Origin of the sequence: Variovorax sp. PBS-H4, assembly GCF_901827205.1 — a bacterium.
GTDB lineage: Bacteria > Pseudomonadota > Gammaproteobacteria > Burkholderiales > Burkholderiaceae_C > Variovorax.
In genome coordinates this window covers 3061447-3081769 of record NZ_LR594675.1, presented here as the reverse complement: position 1 = coordinate 3081769, position 20323 = coordinate 3061447, and the positions used below count along the sequence as shown (strand labels likewise).

Sequence of the window (20323 nt, the reverse complement as noted above, 5' to 3'; positions counted from 1 at the left end):
GCACCGTCGGTCCAATGTATTTCCATGGTGATCGGGTGGAGCTTGAAAGGGGTTGATCAGGTTCGCGGGCGAGGCAGGGTCGCCTCGATCGAGGGATGCATCGACATCCGGCCGAACCAGTCGGCCAACGCGCTGCGCTGCGGGCGCCATGCCCGCTCGGGAAAACGGAAGTCCAGGTAGCCGAGTGCGCACGCGATGCTGAGGGTGCCGATGTTCAATCGGTCGCCCAACGAAGGAGCGGCACGCGCCAGGGACTGCAGGACCGACTCGACCTTGGCCCATTGCGCAGCCTCCCATCCCTCCCACCGGTACTGCGGTGGACGCGCATTGGCTTCGTAGCGCATGAGGATGGCCGCATCCAGCAGGCCGTCCGCGAGGGACTGCCAGGCCAGTGCCCCCCAACGCGCAGGCCCCTCTCGCGGAAAGATGCGGCCTTCGCCCAGCTGGTCCAGGTATTCGCAGATCACGCGGCTGTCGCACAACACGCAGCCGTCATCCAGGACGAGCGTGGGCACCTGGCCCAAGGGGTTGAAGCGCATCAGGTGGGCGTCGCGCCGCACGGGATGGGCGTCCTGCGCCAGCCGCTCAATGCGAGCCTCAAGGCCCAGCTCGCGAATCACGATGTTGACCTTGCGGACAAAGGGCGAACTTGTCGAATCGAACAGCTGCATGTGGGGCGCCGTTCAGATGGGTTCGGCTTCGCTCCTGGGATAAGGCACGCCGGCACGGGTCACGCCCTGGCCGGCCAGCGCCTCGATGTCGTCGTCGCCGTAGCCGAGCTCTCGCAATATTTCCGCGCTGTGCTCGCCGAGCGCCGGCGGCGGCCGATAGTTTGCGGGCGGTGTTCCATGCCACTCGCTCGGAACGGCCGTCTCGCGGATCATGCCGAGAGATGGCACGTCCTGCTCGCGGAAAAAGCCGATGTCCTTCAAGTGCGGGTCGTCGAGCAAGGTCTCGAAGGTATGCACCGGGAACACTGGAATATCGGCGGACTTGAGCAACTCTCGCCACTGCGCAGTGCTCTTGCGTGCCAGGTGCTGCTCGACGAACTCGTTGAGTTCGTCGGCGTGCTGCGTCCGTGTCGTGATGTTGGCGAGCCGGGGGTCCGTCTCGTACATGTCGCCCATGCCCAGGATCTCCAGGAACGCCTTCCAGTGATGGTCCTGATAGATGACGCAGCACACGTGGGCGTCGAGGGTACGAAAGGGCCGCCGGGCCGGCGACAGCAAGCGCGGATAGCCGAAGTCGCCTCGGGCCGGAACGAACTTCTCTCCGTAGAGATGGTCGCCGAGCACATAGGGCACCATGGTCTCGAACATGGGCACGTCCACACGTTGACCGCGGCCGGTCTTCTCGCGTGCATACAAGGCCGACGCAATCACGCCGAAGGCATAGAGGCCGACGGACCGGTCCGCCAGGTTGATCGGGATGAAGCGCGGCGTCCCGTCCACGCTCGGCGCCATCGCGCTGGGCATGGCGGTCGCGGCCTGGATGAGATCGTCGAACGCGGGTGACGGCGCATACCGGCCCCGCTGCGAAAAGCCGAACATGCCGACGTAGATGAGGCGCGGGTTGAGCGCGCCCAGGGCCTCGTAGGTCAGGCCCAGCCGCTCCATCGCGGCCGGGCGGACGTTGTAGGTGAGCACGTCCGCCTTCGCCACGAGCTTGCGCAGCACCTCCAGGCCCTCCGGGGTCTTCAGGTTCAGCACCAGGCTGCGCTTGTTTCGATTCAGGCCCAGGTAGATCGGCCCCATGCGCTCGTCGCCCGCGGGCCCGATCTTGCGCGTGGCGTCGCCGGCAGGCGGTTCGATCTTCACCACGTCGGCGCCCAGGTCCGCGAGCATCTGGGTGGCGGACGGGCCCATGAGCACCGCCGTGATGTCCACCACACGCACGCCTGCCAGAGGTCCGGAAAATTCCATGAAGGGTCCTTGTATGGATGTGTCGTGTCGCTGTGGCTGCTGATTCAGCGCATGTAGAGGCCGCCATTCACATCGATGGTGGCCCCGGTGATGTAGCCCGCGTCGACGGAGGCAAGCCAGGCAACGGCCGCCGCGATTTCGCCCGGCAGCCCGACGCGCCCCAGGGGAATGCCCTGGACGTGCTCATATTTCTCGCCGGCGCGCGCGGCCGGCACGGTCGAACGCAGCATCTGGGTGTCGATCGGACCCGGCGCGATCGCGTTCACCGTGATGGCCTGGCTGGCGAGTTCGCGCGCGCACACCTTGGTCAACGCGAGCACCGCGCCCTTGGAGGCGCTGTAGGCAGCGCCTGCGGCCAGGCCACCCTGCTGGCCGGCCAGCGAGGCGATGGTGATGATGCGGCCATGCGCCACCGGCACGGCAGCGCGGCGACGCGCCATCTCGCGGATGCACAGGAAGGTGCCGCGCGCATTGACGGCGTTGACCTTCTCCCACTCGTCCAGCGTCAGATCCGTCAGCAGAACGCGCCCGGGCACGCTTGCGGTGCTCAGGAGCCCGGCGAAGCAACCCAGTACGGCGACCGGCCCGACCTCGCCCTCCACCTGATCGAACGCCGAACGCACCGAAGCCTCGTCGCTGACGTTCATCCCGATGCCCCGATGGCCGTCGCCCGGCAGCGATTCGGCCGCCGTGCGGGCACGCGCTGCGTCGAGGTCGGCGATCACCACGGTCATGCCGACGGCAGCAAAACGTTCGGCCGTGGCCTGCGCGAGGCCCCCGGTGCCCCCCGTCAGCAGCGCGATGCGCCTGGTGGCTTGTTCACTCGCCATCATCGATTCCTTCAAGCCGCGGGCGAGCTGGAGGGCGGGCCGTACACGCCCTTCTCCAGCATCGCCTTGGAGCCCAGGTCGGCGCCGTGCCAGCGCGTGAAATAGCCGGCGGTCAGCCCGCCGTCGACCGCCAGCGTCGTGCCATTGATGTAGGACGCACCGTCGGACAGGAGGAACAAGGTGGCGTGCGCCTGCTCATCGGCGCGCGAGAAGCGGCCCATCGGCACGCGGTCGACCATCGCGTTCTGCACGTGTTCGGGCGGCGCCACCTTGCGCAGCAGGGGCGTATCCACCACGCCGGGCGCCACCGCGTTGACGCGGACGCCGTAGCGGCCCCATTCGATCGCGAGCGAGCGCGTCAGCCCGACGACGCCGTGCTTGGACGCGGCGTAGTGGGAGCGCCCTGCATGGCCGCCCAGCGCGTCGGTCGAAGCGATCGTCACGATCGCCCCGCGGCCGCGCGCCAGCATGCGCTGGCCGACCGGGCGAACGCTGTGGAAGACGCCGCTGAGGTTGATGTCGATCACCAGGTCCCAGGTGTCCTCGGCCATCTGTTCCCCCGGCTCGGGGCGCGAGACGCCGGCGCATGCCGCCAGCCCGTCGATCGGCCCGAGCCCCAGCTCGATGGCCTCGACAGCGGCTTCGCAGCCAGCCCTGTCCCGGACATCCACGGCGTGGGCCACGACGGTCGCATCGGGCATGGCCTTGAGTTCCGTCAATGCGGCGTCGATCTGTTGCGTGGAGCTGTCCAGGAGCGCGACGCGCGCGCCCTGCCGGAGCGCCTCCCGCGCCACCGCCAGGCCAATGCCGGAGGCGCCTCCGGTGACCGCAATGACGCGGCCTGCGAGTCCATAGTTCACGTGGTGTTCCTTCGATTCAAAGTCCGGTCATGCCGGCGGAGACTGCAACGGTGATGTCACCGATGCCGCTGGTATTCGGCCTTGTAGCCAAGGCGCATGGAAAGGCCCGCAGCAACGGCGCGCAGCCGCTCGACCGCGCCGTCGTCCACGCGAAACTCCTTGGCGTCGCCGAGCATCGCAATGGCAAGAACGATGGCGCCCTTGGCATCGAACACCGGAGCAGCCACGGCCGTGACCGGGTGTTCGTTGACGCCCGGCGTCATCGCGCCGGTGATGGTGCCGACGCCCCGCGCACGAACTTCGCGCAGGTAGTTCTCGACGTCGTCGCGGGTGCGAAAGCGCCGTTCGTCCCCCGGCTCCTGCTGCGCCAGTTCCTGGTCGAGGTACGGCCCCGTCACCTCGCGCGGCGCATAGGCCGCGAACAGCGCGCCCGTCGAAGACCCCAGCAGCGACACCACCAGCCCGCAGCGCACGCTGGTGCGCAGCGGCCGGCTCGACTCGCGCCACCAGATCATGGTGGGGCCGAGATTTCCCCACACCGAGATGCCGACCGTGCGATCGGTCTCACGGCCGAGCTCATCGGTCAAGGGCCGCGCAGCATGGATCGCCGACAGCGTCGCGACGTTGGCTTCGTCCACCTCCCCCGGCGCCACCGGCTCGTGCGCATGGACCACCATGTACTTCCCGCTGCGAAGCGCCAGCGGCGGGCGCCCATGGTTGCGGATGCGAAGGACGCGGCCGAGGAACACGACGTGGTCGCCGCCCGGATAGGTCGCCTCGCGCCGGCACTCGATCTGCGCGACGCAGCCCTCGAGCAGCGGCACGCCGTCGGCGCTCGTCGTGAACGTCACGCCTTCGAACTGATCCATTGCCGACTTGGCGAAGCGCTGCGACAACCCGATCTGGTCTTCGGCGAGGATGTTGACCACGAAATGGTCGGCGGTGCTGTAGATCGGGAAGTTCGACGCATTGAGCCGCAGGCTCCAGAGGATCAGCGGCGGGTCCAGCGACACCGAGCTGAAGGAGTTGGCGGTCAATCCGTAGCGGCGCCCGTCCGGCCCCACGGTCGTGATGACCGTGACGCCGGTGATGAACTCACCCAGGCAGCGACGGAAATCGACCGAGCTGAACTCGGTGACCGTGCCGGCGTCTCCAGTGCTTGCAACGGCGCTCATGGATGCTCAACCGACCTTGCGCGGGGCGGCCTCGTGCTGTGCAAAGGCCTTGTCCGCCGCGCCGCGGCGCAGGGCCTTGAACTCTTCGACCCGTTCGGCCATCACGTTGTAGGTGGCAATGCGGTTGGCATTGGCGCCGCTGAAGTGAGGCATGACGTAGCGCGCATAGAGCTCGAAGGACTTCATGGTCTGGTCCCAGTCGGCCCAGTCCACGTGCTGCGCCAGGAACACGCCGAACTGGCCCTGCTTGCCACGAAGCCGCTCGATCATGGCGATTGCATCTTCAGGCGTCCCGATGACGGCGCGGCCGGAATCGATCAGGATGTCGACCGGGTCCCGGCCATCCTTCGGAAATGGGTTGGGCGAGGCCATGTCGTAGTAGCGCACCCAGCGGTCCAGGCCATGGCGGACGTTCTCGCGCGCCTTTTCGCGGGTCTCGGCAATGTGCACCGGCGCCACCAGGCGCAGCTTGGCCGGGTCCATGGTGTTGCCGTACTGGGCGGCCACTTCGTTGGCGATCTTCCAGTTGCTTGCCAGCACGTCGAATGCACCCACCTGGGACGCGGCAACGCACAACATCGACATGCCGAACTTCCCGGCGGCGCGTCCGCCGGAAGGCGTTCCGGCGCTGGCCACTGCCATCTCGAGCGGCTGCGAATACGGCAGCAGATGGGCGCGCGCCTCGACCAGGTTGAACCACTCGGTCTTGGCCGTCACGCACTCTCCGCGCAGCAGCCGCACGATCACGTCCATCGCTTCGAGCAGCATGTCGCGCGTCTTCTCCGGGTCGATCCCCATCATCAGCGCATCGGACATCAACAACCCCGGACCGAAGCCGAAGGACACGCGTCCCATCGTCTGGTGGTCGAGCTGGGCGATCCGGTTGGCGACCACCAGCGGGTTGTGATACGGCAGCGTCATCACCCCGGTGCCGAAGCGGATGCGGCGCGTGACTTCGGCGGCCGCGGCGATGAACAGGTCGGGCGACGCAATGATCTCGAAGCCGCCCGAGTGATGCTCACCCACCCACAGTTCGGCAAAGCCCAGCTTGTCCAGATGCTGGGCCAGCTCGATGTCGCGGCGCAGCCAGGTGGTGGGGCTTTCCTCGTTCGGATGGTAGGGGGCGAGGAACACGCCGTGCTGGAGGGGGATCTGTGACATTGGGTCTCCTGTCTGGACTTCGGAATGACGAGGGGTCGCGAGGCAAATGCGGATTGACTCGGCAAGGTCGAGTGGACAATGGTCTTAAAGATCTGTCAATAGTACTTGTTATGATCTGGAAGATGCATCGGAGCCTCGGCTGGCCTTGCACGCAGTGCCGCGCCCTACCAGCACGCCTGCAGCAGCGCATGCAGTTGCGCCGGGCCTTCGATGCGCCGTGGATTGCGCTGCAGGAAATGGTCGGCGCCCGCATCGGCCACGACAGCGTCGAAGTCGGCCTGCCGCAGGCCCGTGTCGCGCAGGCGCCGGGGCAGGCCCAGATCGACGAACAGGGCTTCGAGCGCTTCGATCGCATCGGCTTCGAACTCCGCGCGGCCCATTGCCGGGAGGCTGGCTTGCAGCTTCCACGCGCGCTCCTGCGTCGCCGGCAGGTTGAATCTCATGGTGTGCGGCAGCACGATGGCATTGACGATGCCGTTGGGCACCCCGCTGCGGTGGCCGATCGCGTGGCCCAGCACCGAAGCGAGTCCGCCCCCGGCCTGGTCGGTGCCCTGCCCGCACAGGACGGCCGCCAGCACGAGCCGCGCCCGTCGGGCCGCATCGCGAGGTTCACGACGCAGTCCCGGCAGATCCTGCACCAGCAGGCGCAGCGCATGCATCAGCAGCGCATCGGACAAGGGGTCGCTGCTTTTCGATTCCAGCCCTTCCACTGCCATGGCCAGTGCGTTCAGCGCAGCAGAGCGGACCAGGTCCTCCGGCGCCGTAGCGAGCAAGGCGTGGTCGATGAACACTGCCTTTGCGCGCGTCTTCGGGTCGAACAACGCCAAGCGTTCACCGCCAGCGCCCTGCACTGCGCTGCCGGCCTTCACGCTGGCCGTGGTGGGCGTGGTGGGCACGACGAACTGGGGCAGCTTCGGCTTGCCGAGGCGCGGACTGCGCATCTGGCCATCGCCGTCGATGCGGCTGGCCAGATCGCCCACGCGGCCTCCTTCAGCGGCGAGGACGCTTGCCGCGCGAGCCGTCACGATGGCCGAGCCGCCCCCCAGCGCAACGACCGCGTCGGCCCGTGCGTCGGCGATGCAGGCGGCGCCCTCCTCCACACTGGAGACGGGGCTGTGTCCGCGCACGCGCGGAAAGACCGCGGCAAGACGGTCTCCGAGCGCTTGCGCAACGCGGTCCAGCGCGCCCCCCGGCTGGCTCAGCGTGGCGCCGCAAAAGACGACGGCCCGGCGGCATTCCAGCCGATCGAGCTCGCGAGGCAGCGCTTCCAGGGCCTTTTCGCCACAGTGAAGCCTCAACTCGGTGATGTGATGCTGGAAACCCGTCATGCTGCTGCCGGAATGAATGCGTCGAGTCTAGGCTAGTGCTATAAGCTTGTCATTAGTCTTTCTCGACAACTTGCAGGAGACCTGGATGCCACTCGCAGCCGCCTACGCTCCCGGGAGCATGAACCACGCACCCCTGCGAGCCGGGCCGATCACGCTGTACGCGCAGCTCGCGGGGATCTTGCGCGACCGGATCGTCACCGGGCTGTGGAAGCCCGGCGAAGAGATTCCCACGCTCGAGCAGCTGGTGGACGAGTTTGCGGTGGCGCGGGTCACGGTGCGCCAGGCGATCCAGATCCTGGTGGAGGAAGGCCTGTTGTCGAGCCAGCGCGGCCGCCGTACCTGCGTGACCTTCGATCCCGCCAGCGTCGACGCGCCGCTGTTCTCTTCGACCGGCTCGATGGAGGGCGACAGCGACGGCGACGGCAACAGTTATTCGATCAAGGTGCTCTCGCTCCAGGAGTTCGATCAGCTGCCGACGCAGTTCGCCGGGCTGGGCACGCCCGCCGGAAAATACGTCCGCATCCGCAAGATCGACGGGCTGAACGGTACGCCCTACACCGTGTCGGACAACTACGTGGCGTTGTCGCTCTACCAGCGCTTTCCCTCGGGCGGCGAACACACCATCAAGCTCAGCCGCCTGGTCCGCGACAACGCCCGGCCGCCGATCACGTCGGCCATCGAACGCACGTCCATTTCCGTGGCGACGTACGAGGACGCGACCCATCTGCAGGTGGCGGTCGGCAGCCCGGTGGCGCACGTGATGCGGGCCTTCTTCGCGCCCAATCGCCAGTTGGTCTACCTCGGCGTGCTGGTCTACCGGGCAGATCGATTTTCGGTCGAGCGCGATGTCAGCTACGCACTGGCGGTGCCGCCCGGCCAGGCGGACCGCACGAGCGACCCGAGGCCGCTCATGCACGCTGCACCAGCCACGCCACCCGCTCGCCGTGGCGGCTGAGCCCGCCCGCGCCTTTCTCAGACCAGGCCGGACCTTTCGCCCAAGCCCTCCATCGTGTCGGCGAACTCGTCGAGGATGTCGTAGATCACCTGGCGAACCGAGCTTTCGTGGTTGATGGTCCCCACGATCTGGCCGACCGGGCACGTCATGTAGTCCAGCGCACGGGCGCGATCGATTCGCAGGCGAGCTTCGACGTTCAGCACGCTTTGCCAGGGCATGGGCAGAGGCTTGGGCGCATCGGGCTGCAGCCACGCCTCGGTGTACTTGCTGCGCAGCATGCGCCCCGGCTTGCCGGTCTTCGAGCGCGTCTGAACGGCGTCGCCCGACTTGGCCTGGAACAGCAACTGCTTCATTTCGTCGGTCAGGTCGCTCTCGCGAGTGCCGTGCCAGATCGAGCCGCACCAGATGCCCTGCGCACCCAGCGCGAACGCAGCGACCATCTGCCGCCCCCGGCCGATGCCGCCGGCCGCCAGCACCGGCATGGGCGCAACCGCGTCCACCACCTCCGGCCACAGGACCATCGAGCTCACCACGCCGGTATGGCCGGCCGCCTCGGTCCCCTGGGCGATCACCAGGTCCAGGCCCGCCTCCTTGTGCTTGAGCGCATGTTCGACCTTGCCCGTCATCGCACCGACCTTGACGCCATGCGCATGCAGACGGTCGAGGATCGGACGCGGCGGCGAGCCCAGTGCACTCACGACCAGTTTCACGTTCGGGTGCCGCAAGGCGACGTCGAGCAGCTCGCCGGCGAACTCGGGCGTCATGTGCAGGCGGCCCAGCTCGGCCTGCATCAGCTCCTCGCGCTCCGCGGCCGGGAGCGGAGGGATACCCGCCGCATCGAGCAGGTCACGCTGCCACTTCACATGCTCCGGCGAAAGACGGGCCGGATCGAGCGAAGCCTCGCCCACCGTTTCGTACTTCTGCGGCAGCAGCAGGTTGACGCCGTAGGGCTTGTCGCCCACCTCCTCGTCGATCCATTTGAGCTCCCATTCGAGTTCCTGGGGCGTGTAGTAGGCCGTTCCGAGACAGCCCAGCCCCCCTGCCTTGGTGATCTCGGCCACGACGTTGCGGCAGTGGGAAAACCCGAAGACCGGAATCTCGATGTTGAACATGCTGCACATGGCGTTCTGGGTCACTTTGGCTCCTTCGAAATGGCATGGAGGACGGCGCGGGGCCGCCAGGAGAGTCCGGAACGAACATCTCGACCGGAAGTTCCGATAATGGTACATTAAGCCCACAGCGTTGAAAACACTTCTTCGAAAATGCCGCACGACAAGCCACTCACGGGCCCGCTCTCGGGCCTGAAGATCGTCGACCTCACCGCCGTCCTGATGGGGCCGTCGGCCACGCAGATGCTCGCCGACCTGGGGGCGGACGTCATCAAGGTCGAGACCAGCGTGGGCGACGCCACCCGGAAGATCGGGCCGCAGGGCGACGCCGGCATGGGACCGGTCTACCTTGCCGCCAATCGGAACAAGCGCAGCATCGTGCTGGACCTGGCGCAGCCCTCGGGCCGGGAGGCCTTCCTGCGGCTGGTGAGAGATGCAGATGTGCTGACCACCAATGTCCGGCCGGACGGCATGAAGCGCCTGCGGCTGACCTACCAGGACGTCGCCGAAGTCAACGACCGCATCATCTACGTCAGCATGGTCGGCTTTTCCCAGCGCGGACGCTATGCACGCTCGCCCGCTTTCGACGACCTGATCCAGGCCGCGACCGCCATACCGTGGGCCGTGGCGGCCAACACCGACGACGAGCCGCACTACGTGCCCGTCAACATCGCCGATCGCTCGGTCGGCCTCTACGCCTTCGGCATCGTGCTGGCCGCGCTGTACAGCCGCGACCGCACGGGCAAGGGCCAGCAGGTGGACGTGCCCATGTTCGAGACCATGGTGCCCTACGTGCTCGGCGACCATCTCTATGGCCAGAAATTCCTGCCGCCTCAGGGTGACTTCGGCTATCCGCGCCTGCTGGCGAAGGCCCGGCAGCCGTACCGCACGAAGGACGCCTGGGTTTGCTGCGCCATCTACCACGACCACCACTGGAAAGCCTTCCTCGAAGTGGTCGGCATGGGCCACTTGTGGGGCACCGACCCGCGCCTGACCACCATGACGACGCGCACGGCGCACAGCGAGGCGTTGAACGCGTTCGTGCGCGACCAGCTCCTTCTGCGCACCACGGCGCAATGGCAGGAAGCGCTGGCCACGGCCGATATCCCGGTGTTCCCCATGAACACCTTCGAAAGCCTGCTGGACGACCCCCATCTGCGCGACATCGGCTTCTTCTCGGAAGTCGACCATCCGCACGTGGGCAGGATCCGCGAGATGGCCGTTCCCAGCGAATGGCACGGCACGCCGCCGGAGAACTACAGGCCGCCGCCCCTGCAGGGAGAACAGAGCGCCGAGATATTGCGCGAAGTCGGCTACAGCGAGTCACAGATCGAGCAGATGCTGCAAGACGGCATCACCCGGCAGCCCTCCGCCAGCGCCGGCGCCCGCGGCTGAAGCTGCTGGCCTCCAACCATTTGCTTGAAGACATTCCGAGGCCACCATGACATGCAATCGCCGAACCGCCACTGCCGCCCTGCTGGCCATCCTGGGAACCACCGGCGCCCGGGCCCAGCAGGTCACGAAGTTCATCACCGGCAGCGCGCCCGGTGGCGGGACCGACATCCTCACGCGCCTGCTGGCCGAGCAGATGGGCCGCGTCATGGGGCGAACCATCATCGTGGAGAACAAGCCCGGCGCCTCCTACAACATTGCCGCGGATCATGTGGCCAAGGCGGCGCCTGACGGCAACACGGCACTCGTGACCTTCAACGTCCACCCGATCGCCGGCGCGCTGCACCCCAGCCTGCCCTTCGATCCGGTGGCCAGCTTCCAGGCCGTGGGGATGATCGCGAGCACGCCCTATGCGCTGGTGGCCACGCCGTCCCTGCCCGGCGCCAACCTCAAGGAGGTTCTCGACCTCGCGCGAACCCAGGGCCGCTCGCTCGCCTTTGCCTCGATCGGCATCGGAACGCCGCAGCACCTGATGCTGGAGCGCCTGAAGCAGCAGAGCGGCGTGGACATCCGCATGGTGCATTACAAGAATCCGTCGCTCGGCCAGTCCGACGTCACGGCCGGCCATGTCGACTTCACGCTGTCGACCATCGCCTTCTGCGAACCGCTGGTGCGCGCAGGCCGGATGAAGTTGCTGGCGGTGACCAGCCCGCAGCGGCTGCCGCAGTTCCCCGATGCACCGACCGTCAAGGAGATGGGCTACCAGGGCTTCGTCACCGACGGCTGGTACGCGATGCTGCTGCCCGCTCGCACGCCACCGGCCATCGTGAAGACCTACAACGAGGCACTCAACAAGGTCCTCGCCGACCCCGCGGTGCTCGAGAAGTTCAAGGCTTCGAACCTCGTGGCCGCGCCTGGCAAGCCCGAAGTGCTCGACCGGCAGATCCGCGAAGACGCCGCCATGTGGAAGAAGGTCATCACCGAGCAGGGCATCAAGCCGGAATGAAGCCGGCCTCCCGCGGCGTGGTTCATTCCGCGGGCCTGGCCTGCCGCTTGATGTACTTCGCAAGCGACCATTTGTGGACCTCGGTCGGACCGTCGTAGATGCGAAAGGCCCTGACTTCCCGAAAGATCTGCGCCACGATGGTGTCCGCGCTCACCCCGGTTCCTCCCATCACCTGGACACAGCGATCGGCCACGCGGTACAGCGCTTCCGACACTGCGACCTTCGCCATCGAGCTTTCGACGCTGGCCTGTGAACCGCCATCGAGCGCGTCGGCGCACCACTCGATCATCAAGGCGGCCTGCCGCAGGTCGATCAGGTTGTCGGAGAGCATGAAGCCGACGCCCTCATGGTCGATCAGGGGCTTGCCGAAGGCCTTGCGTTGCAGCGCATACGCCGTCGCGATGCCCTGCGCACGCACTGCGCCGCCATGCCAGCGCATGCAGTGCGACAGGCGCGCGGGAGCGAGCCGCACCTGTGCGTAGCGCAGGCCCTCGCCCGGCCCGCCCAACACGTCTTCGTCAGGCACTTCCAGCGCGTCGATCATCACGATGGAGTGACCGCCCGGCATCGAGCTGTCGATGGTGTCCAGCACGCGCTCGATGCGAACGCGGGGATGCGGCAGGTGCACCAGGAACATCGTCGCCTCGACCGCATCGCCCGTGCCGGTTCGCGCCATGATGATGCCCACGCCTGCACCATCCGCACCGGTGATGAAAGCCTTTCGCCCCGAGATCGACCAGCCGCCGGGGGTGCGGGTGGCCTGCGTCTTCAGCATGGACGGATCGGACCCGGCCCCGTCCTCCGCGGCCGGCTCGGTCATGAAGAAGGCCGATCGCGCCCTGCCCTGCACCAGCGGCTCCAGGAAGCGCTCGCGCTGAGATGCCGTGGCCACCTTGCCGAGCAGGAACATGTTGCCCTCGTCGGGCGCGGCGGTGTTCACGGCGACCGGGCCCAGCGGCGAAAGGCCGGATCGCTGAAGCACGGCCGCGGTCTCACGCTGCGTGAGATGGCTGCCGTCGTCCAGGATGTGCGGTGTCATGACACCCGCGGCCGTGGCCGCCGAACGCAGCTCGGCCACCAGCTCCGCGCTCGGCCCGTGCGGGGTGCACCGGGGATCGCGCTCGAACGGGATGACGATGTCCCGCACGAAAGCTTCGACGCGGTCGGCTATTTCGCGCGAGCGTGTCGTCGGCGCCTTGATCAGGTAGATGTCTTGGAGGGTCATGGAAACGATTGTCCGACGGCCGAAGTCCGGGAACGGACGCGCCCGTGACAGGCGCTCACTCGCGCGCGGGCAACGGCCTCAGTGCAGTCACTTCTTCTGCAGCTGCGGCTGCGGCTGCGGTGCCAAGAGCCTTCGGAGCGGCCCGGCGGCTCATCCCGCTTCCGCGTGGTCTGCCGCGAGCGAAACCAGCACCTTGCCGCGGTTGTGCCCCTGCAGCATGCCGATGAAGGCCGCAGGCGCGCTGGCCAGCCCTTCGCTCACGTCCTCGCGCATGCGGATGCGTCCCTCGGACCACCAGCGCGCCATGTCCCGCTCGAACGCGCCGCGCAAGTGCAAGTGGTCCGAGGTGATGTAGCCGCGAATCGTCAGGCGCTGGGTCAGCAGCCGGTACCAGCCGGGGCCCGTGGCCTGCGGCTCGTTGTATTCGGAGATGAGGCCGCACACGACGATGCGTCCACCGCGCGCCATCAGGGGCCATACCGCGTCGCGCGACACGCCGCCGGCGTTCTCGAAGCTCACGTCGATGCCGTCGGGGCAGGCGCGCGCGAGTGCCTTCGCCAAGTCGGGGTCGTGGTGATCCACACAGTCATCGAAGCCGAACTCCTCGACCGCAACGCGCCGCTTGTCCTCGCTCCCGACGATGCCCACGACGCGGCAGCCTCGGATCCGGGCGATCTGCCCCACCACCGAGCCCACCGCGCCGGCGGCGGCACTCACCACCACTGTCTCGCCCCGCTCGGGCCGGCCGTGTTCGAGCAGGCCGATGTATGCGGCGAGCCCGGACGTGCCCAGCGGGCCCAGCCAGGCCGGCGGCGGCGCCAGCTGCGGATCGATCTTGTTGAGGTCGCCGCCAGGCAGTGAAGAAAAGCATTGCCAGCCCCCGCGCATCGCCATCGCCATGTCGCCAGCTTCGAAGTCCGGGTGCCGGCTGTGCAGGACCGTGCCGATCGCCTGCCCATAGACCACGTCGCCCAGCGACATCGGGGCGCTGTACGAGCCGGTCTCGTCCATGCGCAGGCGCGCAGCAGGTGCGAGTCCCAGCCAGTCGTGGCGCATCAGCACCGCGCCATCGGCCGGCGCCGGGATCGGCGATTCGACGAGCTCGAAGTCATCGGACCGGGGCAGTCCCCGCGGCCGCGCCTTGAGGACGATCTGTCGATTCGAGCGCATCAGTAGGACTTGGGCAGGCCGAGGACCTTCTCGGCGATGAAGCACAGGATCAGTTCACCGCTGACCGGTGCGATGCGCGGCAGGATGGTCTCGCGCAGGTAGCGCTCGACATGGAATTCCTTGGCGTACCCAAAGCCTCCGTGGGTGCGGACCGCCCGATCGCATGCACGGAACGACGCCTCGGCGGCCAGGTATTTGGCTGCGTTCGCCTCGGCGCCGCAGGGCTTGCCGGCGTCGTAGAGTTCAGCCGCGCGCCAGGTCATGAGGTCGGCGGCCTCCAGCTCCATCCAGCTTTCGGCGAGCGGGTGCTGGATCGACTGGTTCTTGCCGATGGGGCGTCCGAACACCACGCGGTCCTTGGCGTATTCGGTCGCCTTTGCGAGCGCCCGGCGGCCCAGGCCCACCACTTCGGCGGCGATGATGATGCGCTCGGGGTTCAAGCTGTCCAGCAGGACCTTGAAGCCCTGGCCCTCCGCGCCGATGCGGTCCTCCACCGGCACTTCGAGCCCTTCGATGTAGATCGAGTTCGAATCGACCGCCGCGCGCCCGAGCTTCTCGATCTCCTGCACCTGGATGGCCTTTCGGTCGAAGTCGGTGCAGAACAGCGTCATGCCGTCGGTGGGCCGGGCGCATTCTTCGAGCGGCGTCGTCCGGGCCAGCAGCATGATCTTGTTCACCACCTGGGCGGTCGAGGTCCAGACCTTCTGGCCATTGACGATGTAGCGGTCGCCCTTCCTCACGGCGCGCGTGGTGATCGCCGTGGTGTTGAGGCCGGCGTCGGGCTCGGTCACTCCGAAGCAGGCCTGGTCCTCGCCGGTCGCCAGCCGCGGAAGGATGCGCCTCTTCTGCTCGTCGTTGCCGTGCACCGTGACGGCGTGCGGGCCAAAGACGCCGGCCTGGATGGTGGAGCAGGCTGCGATCGCGCCGGCCGATCCGCCGACGACCTGCATCAGCAAGGCCGCCTCGGTCACGCCCAGGCCGGCCCCGCCGTACTCCTCGGGGATCGTGATCCCGAGCCAGCCGGCTTCCTTGGCTGCGGTGTGGTACGCCACCGGCCATTCGTGATTGAGATCCTTCTCGAGCCAGTACGCGTCGTCGAAGCGATCGCAGATCTTCTTGGCCGAGTCGTGAATCTGCTGACGCAAAGGCGTCATGACCAATCCGGGCATGGGGTTCTCCTGCAAGGTTGACTGGCGCCCGCACGGAGAGATCCGTCGTCGGCGCGACAACGGCAAGAATAAAGTAGTCCTAATGAGCGGTCAACCGACTTTATTCTGGCTTGATGTTCAGCTCCTTGATCAGCCGCGTCCACATCTGCGCATCGCCTTGCATCTGCCTGTCGAGCACAGCAGGTGCGCCAGGCGTCGGGGTGATGCCCTGTGCCAGCAGCCGCTCCTTCACGGGTGAGGTGCGCAACGCCTGGTCGAGCGCTTCGTTGTAACGCTGCACCACGGCGTCCGGCGTGGCGGCGGGCAGCAGCAGCGCGAACCAGCCGACCGACACGAAGCCATGGAATCCGGCCTCGGTCACGGTCGGCACGTCCGGCAGCTCGGGCAGGCGCTCGTCAGCGGTAACCGCCAGCGCCTTCAGCCGGCCGGCCTTGAGCTGCGGCATGGCGAGGCTGGGTGTGGCGAGGGTGATGTTCACGTGTCCCGCGATCACATCGTTGCTCGCGAGTGCGCCGCCCTTGTAGTGCACCATGGTGATATCGATGCCCGACTCTTTCTTGAGGCGCTCCATCGTCAGGTGCTGCGGCGATCCCGCGCCCGTGGAGCCGAAGGACAGGGGCGTTCCCGCAGCCCGGGCCCGGGCCAGCGCCTCGCCGAGGTTGCGCCCCGGCAGGGTCGGCGTTGCCACCAGGACATACGGGGTGGTCCCGATCAGGCCGACCGATCGAAAGTCCTTGACCGGATCGAACGGGAGATGAGGAAACAAAGCGCCGACAGCGGGATGGGCGTTGTAGATCAAGAGCAGGTTGTTGCCGTCTGGTGGCGACTTCGCGACGAGCTCGGCTGCGATGTTGCCCGAGGCGCCGGGCTTGTTGTCGACAATGAACGGGCGGCCGAGGCTGTGCGTGAAGCTGTCGGCCAGCAAACGCGCTACCGCGTCGGAGCTGGCGCCGGCCGCGCTCCCTACGACGATGCGTGCGGCACGGCCTGCGCTGCTCTGCGCGGCGGCCGGAACTGCAGAAAGGACGAGCAGCACCGCAGTCGCAACCAGACCAGACCTGCGGAAGACGGACAAGGCGGGTTCATTCATGCGCAAAAAACCAGGTTCATCTCAAGGTACCGTCAATGATCTTACGGCCTTGTGCGTGCCCGCAGGTGATGTGCGGATGCACGATTGCGAAACGGCCGGGCGAGGGGAAGCACGGATGTCCCATCTACAATCCGACGCATGCCGGCACAGCCTAATCCTGTTCGTTCGTCCCCTGCCTACCGGCTCGAGCCCGGGCCGGTCACGCTGTACGCCCAACTTGCCGGAATCCTGCGCGAACGCGTGAAGAGTGGCGTCTGGCCCAACGGCGCGGAAATCCCCACCCTCGAGGAGCTTGCCGCCGAATTCAACGTGGCGCGCGTCACGGTGCGCCAGGCCATGCAGATCCTCATGAAGGAAGGCCTGGTGTCCAGCCAGCGCGGCCGGCGCACTTTCGTCACCTACACGCCGGCCGAAGACAAGAACCCGCTGTTCGTGTCGATCAACATGGTGTCGTCGGTCACGCCGCGGTACGAGATCACCATCATCAGCCGCGACAACGTGCCGGAGAGCTATCTCGGCGACCCGTACATGGGCAAGGCCCGTGGGCCGTACATGCGCATTCGCAAGGTCGATTTCGAAAGCGGCGACCCGTATTCGGTCTCGACCCATTTCGTCTCCCTCCCGATCTACAAACGCTTCGGCAAGGTGGGCGAAGAACAGGTGAAGATCGCACGGCTGGTGCGGGACAAGGCGCGCGGCGCCCTGCACCTTTGCCATGAACGCGTCACGGTGGCCGCGGCCGATCTCGAGGAGTCGCAACTGTTGAAGTGCCCCCTCTCTGCGCCTGTCGCGCGCATCCGGCGGGTGTTCCTGGACGCCAAAGGCGACATCCTCTACTACGCCCTGCTCACCTTTCGCGGCGACCGTTTCGGCATCGAGCGGGACACGACGGAGTTGATCAAGGCCGGTTGAGGCCGCGCGCGAGTCTCAGCGGTTCTTCCACTGCGGTGGCCGCTTTTCGTTGAACGCCGCGAGGCCTTCGCGCGCATCCTGCGTCTGGATCATCGCGCTGATGGCTGTCTCGGTGAATGCCACGCGCTCCGGAAACGCCATGGCCTCCACCGCGCGCAGCGCATATTTTCCGCGCCGGTTGGCCATCGGCGACACCGCAAGGAGATCCTGCACGAGGCTGTCCACGGCAGCGTCGAGCTCGGCCGCCGGGACCACCTTGTTCAGCAATCCGATGGAGAACGCGGTCGCGGCATCGATGGGCTTTCCCGTCATGCACATCTCGTTGAGGAAGCGCGGCGGAATGAGGTCGCGCAGCACCACGAGAATCTGCATCGGGAAGATGCCGACCTTCACCTCGGGCATGCCGAAGCGCGCGTCATCGACGGCAATGGCCATGTCGCACAGCCCGAAGAGACCCATGCCCCCCGCCATGCAGACGCCGTTGATGCGGCCGATGATGGGGACGTGGCAGTCATGCGCCGCCCGCATCAGGTCGGCCATCGGCAATGTCAGGCGCGCGAAATCGGGCTGGAACGGCGTATCGCCCGGGGTCAGGTCGGCACCGGCGCAGAAGGCCTTGTCGCCGGCGCCGGTGAGGATGACGGCGCGCAGCGTTGTGTCTTTCGAGGCCGCGGCCAGTTCGTCGCGCAGGCCCAGGAGCACTGCGTCCGTCAACGCATTGCGGCGCTGCGGGCGGTTGAGGGTCAGGCGCAGGATGCCGCCTTCGCGAACCACCAGCAGATCGCCGTCGGCATGGCTGCGATTCTTGTCGTTGGCAAAACCATCTTCTTTCATCGAATACCTCCGTCTTGTTCGTGGATAAGGACTGGGCCGGCCGGGCGCGGCAGGCGCACCTGCGCCAGCGCATCCAGCGCCTCGGGCAGGCCGGGCTCGCAGCGCAGGCCGCGCGCGGCGAAGGCATCCCGGGCCTGGGCAAAAGTCATCTCGCGTTCGCCGGCGCCGGAGCAGAGCAGTCCGATCACCAAAGGCTTCGGCGGCGCGCCGGCGTCCAGCAGCGCCATGATCCCCTTCACCACGCTGGCGACCGAGGTCGCGGCCAAGGTGAAGTACATCAGGATGGCGCTCACGTCCGGCCGCGCCGCGCGCTCGAAGGCGATGCGTCCCAGTGTCTCGAAGACATTCGCACCGCTTCCACCGGAGGCATCCGCAAAATTGGCGGCGGGCATCCCCGCGTCTGCCAGGATGTCCAGGATGGCCATGCCGATGCCCGCGCCACCCGCCAGCATGGCGATCTCGCCCTCGAGCTCGACGAACGCGAAGCCGTTGGCTGCGGCGCGGCGCTCCAGCGCCGTGGCCTGGCGATCCGCCAGCCGGGACGAATACAGCGCCGTCCAGTCCAGGTGGCGGGCGGCGGCGTTGTCGTCGAGGACCAGCTTGGCATCCAGCGCCATCACCTCGCCGGACGCCAGCACGGCGAGCGGATTGATCTCCAGCAGTTGGGCATCTTCCTGGACGAATACGCGCCAGGATGCACTGGCAAAGCGGCACAGCGCGCCCACCGTTCGCCCCTTCGCTCCCGACTGGGCGAAGAAGTGCACGAACTCATGTGCGGCAGGCACATGGCCGGCCGCGACATGCAGGCTGCGCAAAGTGTGGGCCTGCGACTCGACCTCGACGCCTCCCTGCATCGAGAACTGCAGGACGTAGTCCTGCGCCACGTCATCGATGCTCCAGCTGAAGTAGCACTCCTCGATGGCTTCAATGGTTTCCTCGACAAGCACCTGCGGCGCATCGTGTCCCTGCGCCCGCATCCGCTCGCGCAGCAGGCGCAGCTGCGACGCGCCATCGTCGCCGAAGCTCACCGGCACGACGAGTCCGCGCTTGCCGCGTCCGCCTTCGGCAACCTGTGCCTTCAGCACGCAGGGCGCATGCACGGCCACGTCGGCGGATTCATCCGCAACGATGCCGGCCGGCAGCGGCAGGCCTGCCCTTCGCAGGAGCGCCTTCGCCTCGAATTCGACGAGGTTCATGCAAGCGACTCCAGCACGGTCGGCGCGGGCTGCCCGAGCAGCGCGCCGGCCTGCTCGACCACCTCGGCGGGAGACCTGGCGATATGCGCGCCCGCCGCGGCGAGCGCCTCGATCTTGGCGGCAGCGGCTTCACGTTCGCTGCCCACCAGGGCGCCTGCGTGGCCCATGCGGCGCTCCTTGGGAACATGGCGCCCGACCACCAGCGCCACCACCGGTTTCCCGGCACTGCGCACGGCGTCCAGCATGGCGTACTCCTTGGTGCCACCAGGCTCTCCCAGGTAGACCACCAGGTCGGTCTGCGGATCGGCGATGAACAGGCCGAGCCATTCGTGCGGATTGCGTCCGCAGACCACGTCACCCCCGATGTGCACGACCGAACTCTGCCCGAGCCCGGCGAGGCTCAGCGCCCGGCAGACGTTCATGGTGAGGGTGCCGCTGCGGCCCATGACCCCGATGCGGCCGGGCCGCGTCATGCCCGGAGGTATGGCGCCCAGGACGGCCTGTCCCGGCGACGCCATGCCGCTGGAGTTGGGGCCGACCAGCCACAGCCCGGCCTCGCGCGCCTGCCGTGCGGCGCGCAGCACGTCGTGCACGGGCACGAACTCCGCTGCCACGAAGGCCAGCGACAGGCCGGCACGCGCAGCCTCGTCCAGGGAATCGCGTACGCCGGCTGCCGGCGTGAAGATGGCCGCGGCACTTGCCTGGGTCGCGCCCACCGCATCCGCCATGGTTGCGAACACCGGCAGCCCATCGATCTCGCCGGTACGGCCGGGGGCCACATGAGCAACCACCCGCGTGCCGAACTCACGCATCGCGCGCACCTGGCCGCCTCCATACGCGCCGGTCGCGTTGACTGCCAGCACGCGGGTGCCCGAGGTCAGCAGAATGGCCATGCCGTGCAACGCTCCATGAGTGAAATTCCAAAGAAGTACTATTGACAGAACTACATGCTAACAGGGAAACTTCAGGCTCGAAAGACCACGCACGAA

General features: G+C 67.4%; 19 protein-coding genes. 4 read left to right on the top strand and 15 right to left on the bottom strand.

Going from position 1 to position 20323, the window contains the following annotated elements; genetic code table 11:
• Window positions 1-56 precede the first annotated feature (56 nt).
• The 7 genes from E5CHR_RS14410 to E5CHR_RS14380 form a co-directional block, all read right to left on the bottom strand.
• Window positions 57-671, bottom strand: coding sequence for a glutathione S-transferase (locus tag E5CHR_RS14410; RefSeq protein ID WP_162580475.1), 615 nt, complete (start codon window positions 669-671; stop codon window positions 57-59).
• A 12-nt stretch (window positions 672-683) separates the two neighbouring features.
• Window positions 684-1922, bottom strand: coding sequence for a CaiB/BaiF CoA transferase family protein (locus E5CHR_RS14405; RefSeq protein WP_162580474.1), 1239 nt, complete (start codon window positions 1920-1922; stop codon window positions 684-686).
• A gap of 44 nt (window positions 1923-1966) precedes the next feature.
• Window positions 1967-2752, bottom strand: a complete 786-nt coding sequence (locus tag E5CHR_RS14400) for an SDR family NAD(P)-dependent oxidoreductase (protein ID WP_232062063.1) — start codon at window positions 2750-2752, stop codon at window positions 1967-1969.
• Between the two features lie 11 nt (window positions 2753-2763).
• Window positions 2764-3612 carry an SDR family NAD(P)-dependent oxidoreductase gene (locus tag E5CHR_RS14395; RefSeq protein WP_162580472.1) on the bottom strand — a complete coding sequence of 283 codons (849 nt, stop codon included), beginning with the start codon at window positions 3610-3612 and terminating at the stop codon, window positions 2764-2766.
• A gap of 56 nt (window positions 3613-3668) precedes the next feature.
• Window positions 3669-4787 (bottom strand): flavin reductase, encoded by a 1119-nt coding sequence (locus E5CHR_RS14390; RefSeq protein WP_162580471.1) that lies wholly within the window; start codon window positions 4785-4787, stop codon window positions 3669-3671.
• 6 nt (window positions 4788-4793) lie between these two features.
• Window positions 4794-5948 (bottom strand): LLM class flavin-dependent oxidoreductase, encoded by a 1155-nt coding sequence (locus E5CHR_RS14385; protein ID WP_197893855.1) that lies wholly within the window; start codon window positions 5946-5948, stop codon window positions 4794-4796.
• Window positions 5949-6112: 164 nt separating this feature from the next.
• The gene (locus E5CHR_RS14380; protein ID WP_162580470.1) at window positions 6113-7276 is read right to left on the bottom strand and encodes an iron-containing alcohol dehydrogenase family protein; all 1164 of its coding nucleotides are present in this window, start codon (window positions 7274-7276) and stop codon (window positions 6113-6115) included.
• Between the two features lie 85 nt (window positions 7277-7361).
• On the opposite strand from E5CHR_RS14380, the gene E5CHR_RS14375 reads away from it, so the two are divergent.
• Window positions 7362-8231: a GntR family transcriptional regulator gene (locus E5CHR_RS14375; protein WP_162580469.1), complete on the top strand. Its 870-nt coding sequence runs from the start codon at window positions 7362-7364 to the stop codon at window positions 8229-8231.
• A 17-nt stretch (window positions 8232-8248) separates the two neighbouring features.
• Here E5CHR_RS14375 and E5CHR_RS14370 read toward each other — a convergent pair whose 3' ends face one another.
• A complete protein-coding gene (locus E5CHR_RS14370; RefSeq protein WP_232062062.1) occupies window positions 8249-9367 on the bottom strand; it encodes an NAD(P)H-dependent flavin oxidoreductase in 1119 nt (372 codons plus the stop codon).
• Between the two features lie 126 nt (window positions 9368-9493).
• Here E5CHR_RS14370 and E5CHR_RS14365 point away from each other — a divergent pair, with 126 nt between their 5' ends.
• Both E5CHR_RS14365 and E5CHR_RS14360 read left to right on the top strand, forming a co-directional pair.
• Complete coding sequence (locus E5CHR_RS14365) at window positions 9494-10735, top strand: CaiB/BaiF CoA transferase family protein (RefSeq protein WP_162580468.1); 1242 nt, start codon at window positions 9494-9496, stop codon at window positions 10733-10735.
• Between the two features lie 46 nt (window positions 10736-10781).
• Entirely contained in the window at window positions 10782-11738 is a 957-nt protein-coding gene (locus E5CHR_RS14360) for a Bug family tripartite tricarboxylate transporter substrate binding protein (protein ID WP_162580467.1), read from the top strand.
• 22 nt (window positions 11739-11760) lie between these two features.
• Here the strand turns inward: E5CHR_RS14360 and E5CHR_RS14355 are convergent, their stop codons facing one another.
• The 4 genes from E5CHR_RS14355 to E5CHR_RS14340 all read right to left on the bottom strand — a co-directional run bounded on the left by E5CHR_RS14355 (window position 11761) and on the right by E5CHR_RS14340 (window position 16392).
• Window positions 11761-12963 (bottom strand): acyl-CoA dehydrogenase family protein, encoded by a 1203-nt coding sequence (locus E5CHR_RS14355; protein WP_162580466.1) that lies wholly within the window; start codon window positions 12961-12963, stop codon window positions 11761-11763.
• A gap of 150 nt (window positions 12964-13113) precedes the next feature.
• Window positions 13114-14133: an NADP-dependent oxidoreductase gene (locus E5CHR_RS14350; protein ID WP_162580465.1), complete on the bottom strand. Its 1020-nt coding sequence runs from the start codon at window positions 14131-14133 to the stop codon at window positions 13114-13116.
• The gene (locus E5CHR_RS14345) at window positions 14133-15302 is read right to left on the bottom strand and encodes an acyl-CoA dehydrogenase family protein (protein ID WP_232062061.1); all 1170 of its coding nucleotides are present in this window, start codon (window positions 15300-15302) and stop codon (window positions 14133-14135) included. Before E5CHR_RS14345 ends, E5CHR_RS14350 begins: the two co-directional genes overlap by 1 nt.
• A gap of 100 nt (window positions 15303-15402) precedes the next feature.
• Window positions 15403-16392 carry a Bug family tripartite tricarboxylate transporter substrate binding protein gene (locus tag E5CHR_RS14340; protein WP_162580464.1) on the bottom strand — a complete coding sequence of 330 codons (990 nt, stop codon included), beginning with the start codon at window positions 16390-16392 and terminating at the stop codon, window positions 15403-15405.
• Window positions 16393-16530: 138 nt separating this feature from the next.
• Here E5CHR_RS14340 and E5CHR_RS14335 point away from each other — a divergent pair, with 138 nt between their 5' ends.
• Window positions 16531-17304, top strand: coding sequence for a GntR family transcriptional regulator (locus E5CHR_RS14335; RefSeq protein WP_162580463.1), 774 nt, complete (start codon window positions 16531-16533; stop codon window positions 17302-17304).
• A 15-nt stretch (window positions 17305-17319) separates the two neighbouring features.
• On the opposite strand, the gene E5CHR_RS14330 is transcribed toward E5CHR_RS14335, so the two are convergent.
• Genes E5CHR_RS14330 through E5CHR_RS14320 form a run of 3 tightly spaced genes read right to left on the bottom strand, consistent with a single transcriptional unit; the run spans window position 17320 to window position 20227 of the window.
• On the bottom strand, window positions 17320-18138 hold the full coding sequence (locus tag E5CHR_RS14330) for an enoyl-CoA hydratase-related protein (RefSeq protein ID WP_162580462.1): 819 nt from the start codon (window positions 18136-18138) through the stop codon (window positions 17320-17322).
• Entirely contained in the window at window positions 18135-19334 is a 1200-nt protein-coding gene (locus E5CHR_RS14325; RefSeq protein WP_162580461.1) for an ATP-grasp domain-containing protein, read from the bottom strand. Before E5CHR_RS14325 ends, E5CHR_RS14330 begins: the two co-directional genes overlap by 4 nt.
• Window positions 19331-20227: a succinate--CoA ligase subunit alpha gene (locus tag E5CHR_RS14320; RefSeq protein ID WP_162580460.1), complete on the bottom strand. Its 897-nt coding sequence runs from the start codon at window positions 20225-20227 to the stop codon at window positions 19331-19333. The genes E5CHR_RS14325 and E5CHR_RS14320 overlap by 4 nt, the downstream gene beginning before the upstream one ends.
• Between the last annotated feature and the right edge of the window lie 96 nt (window positions 20228-20323).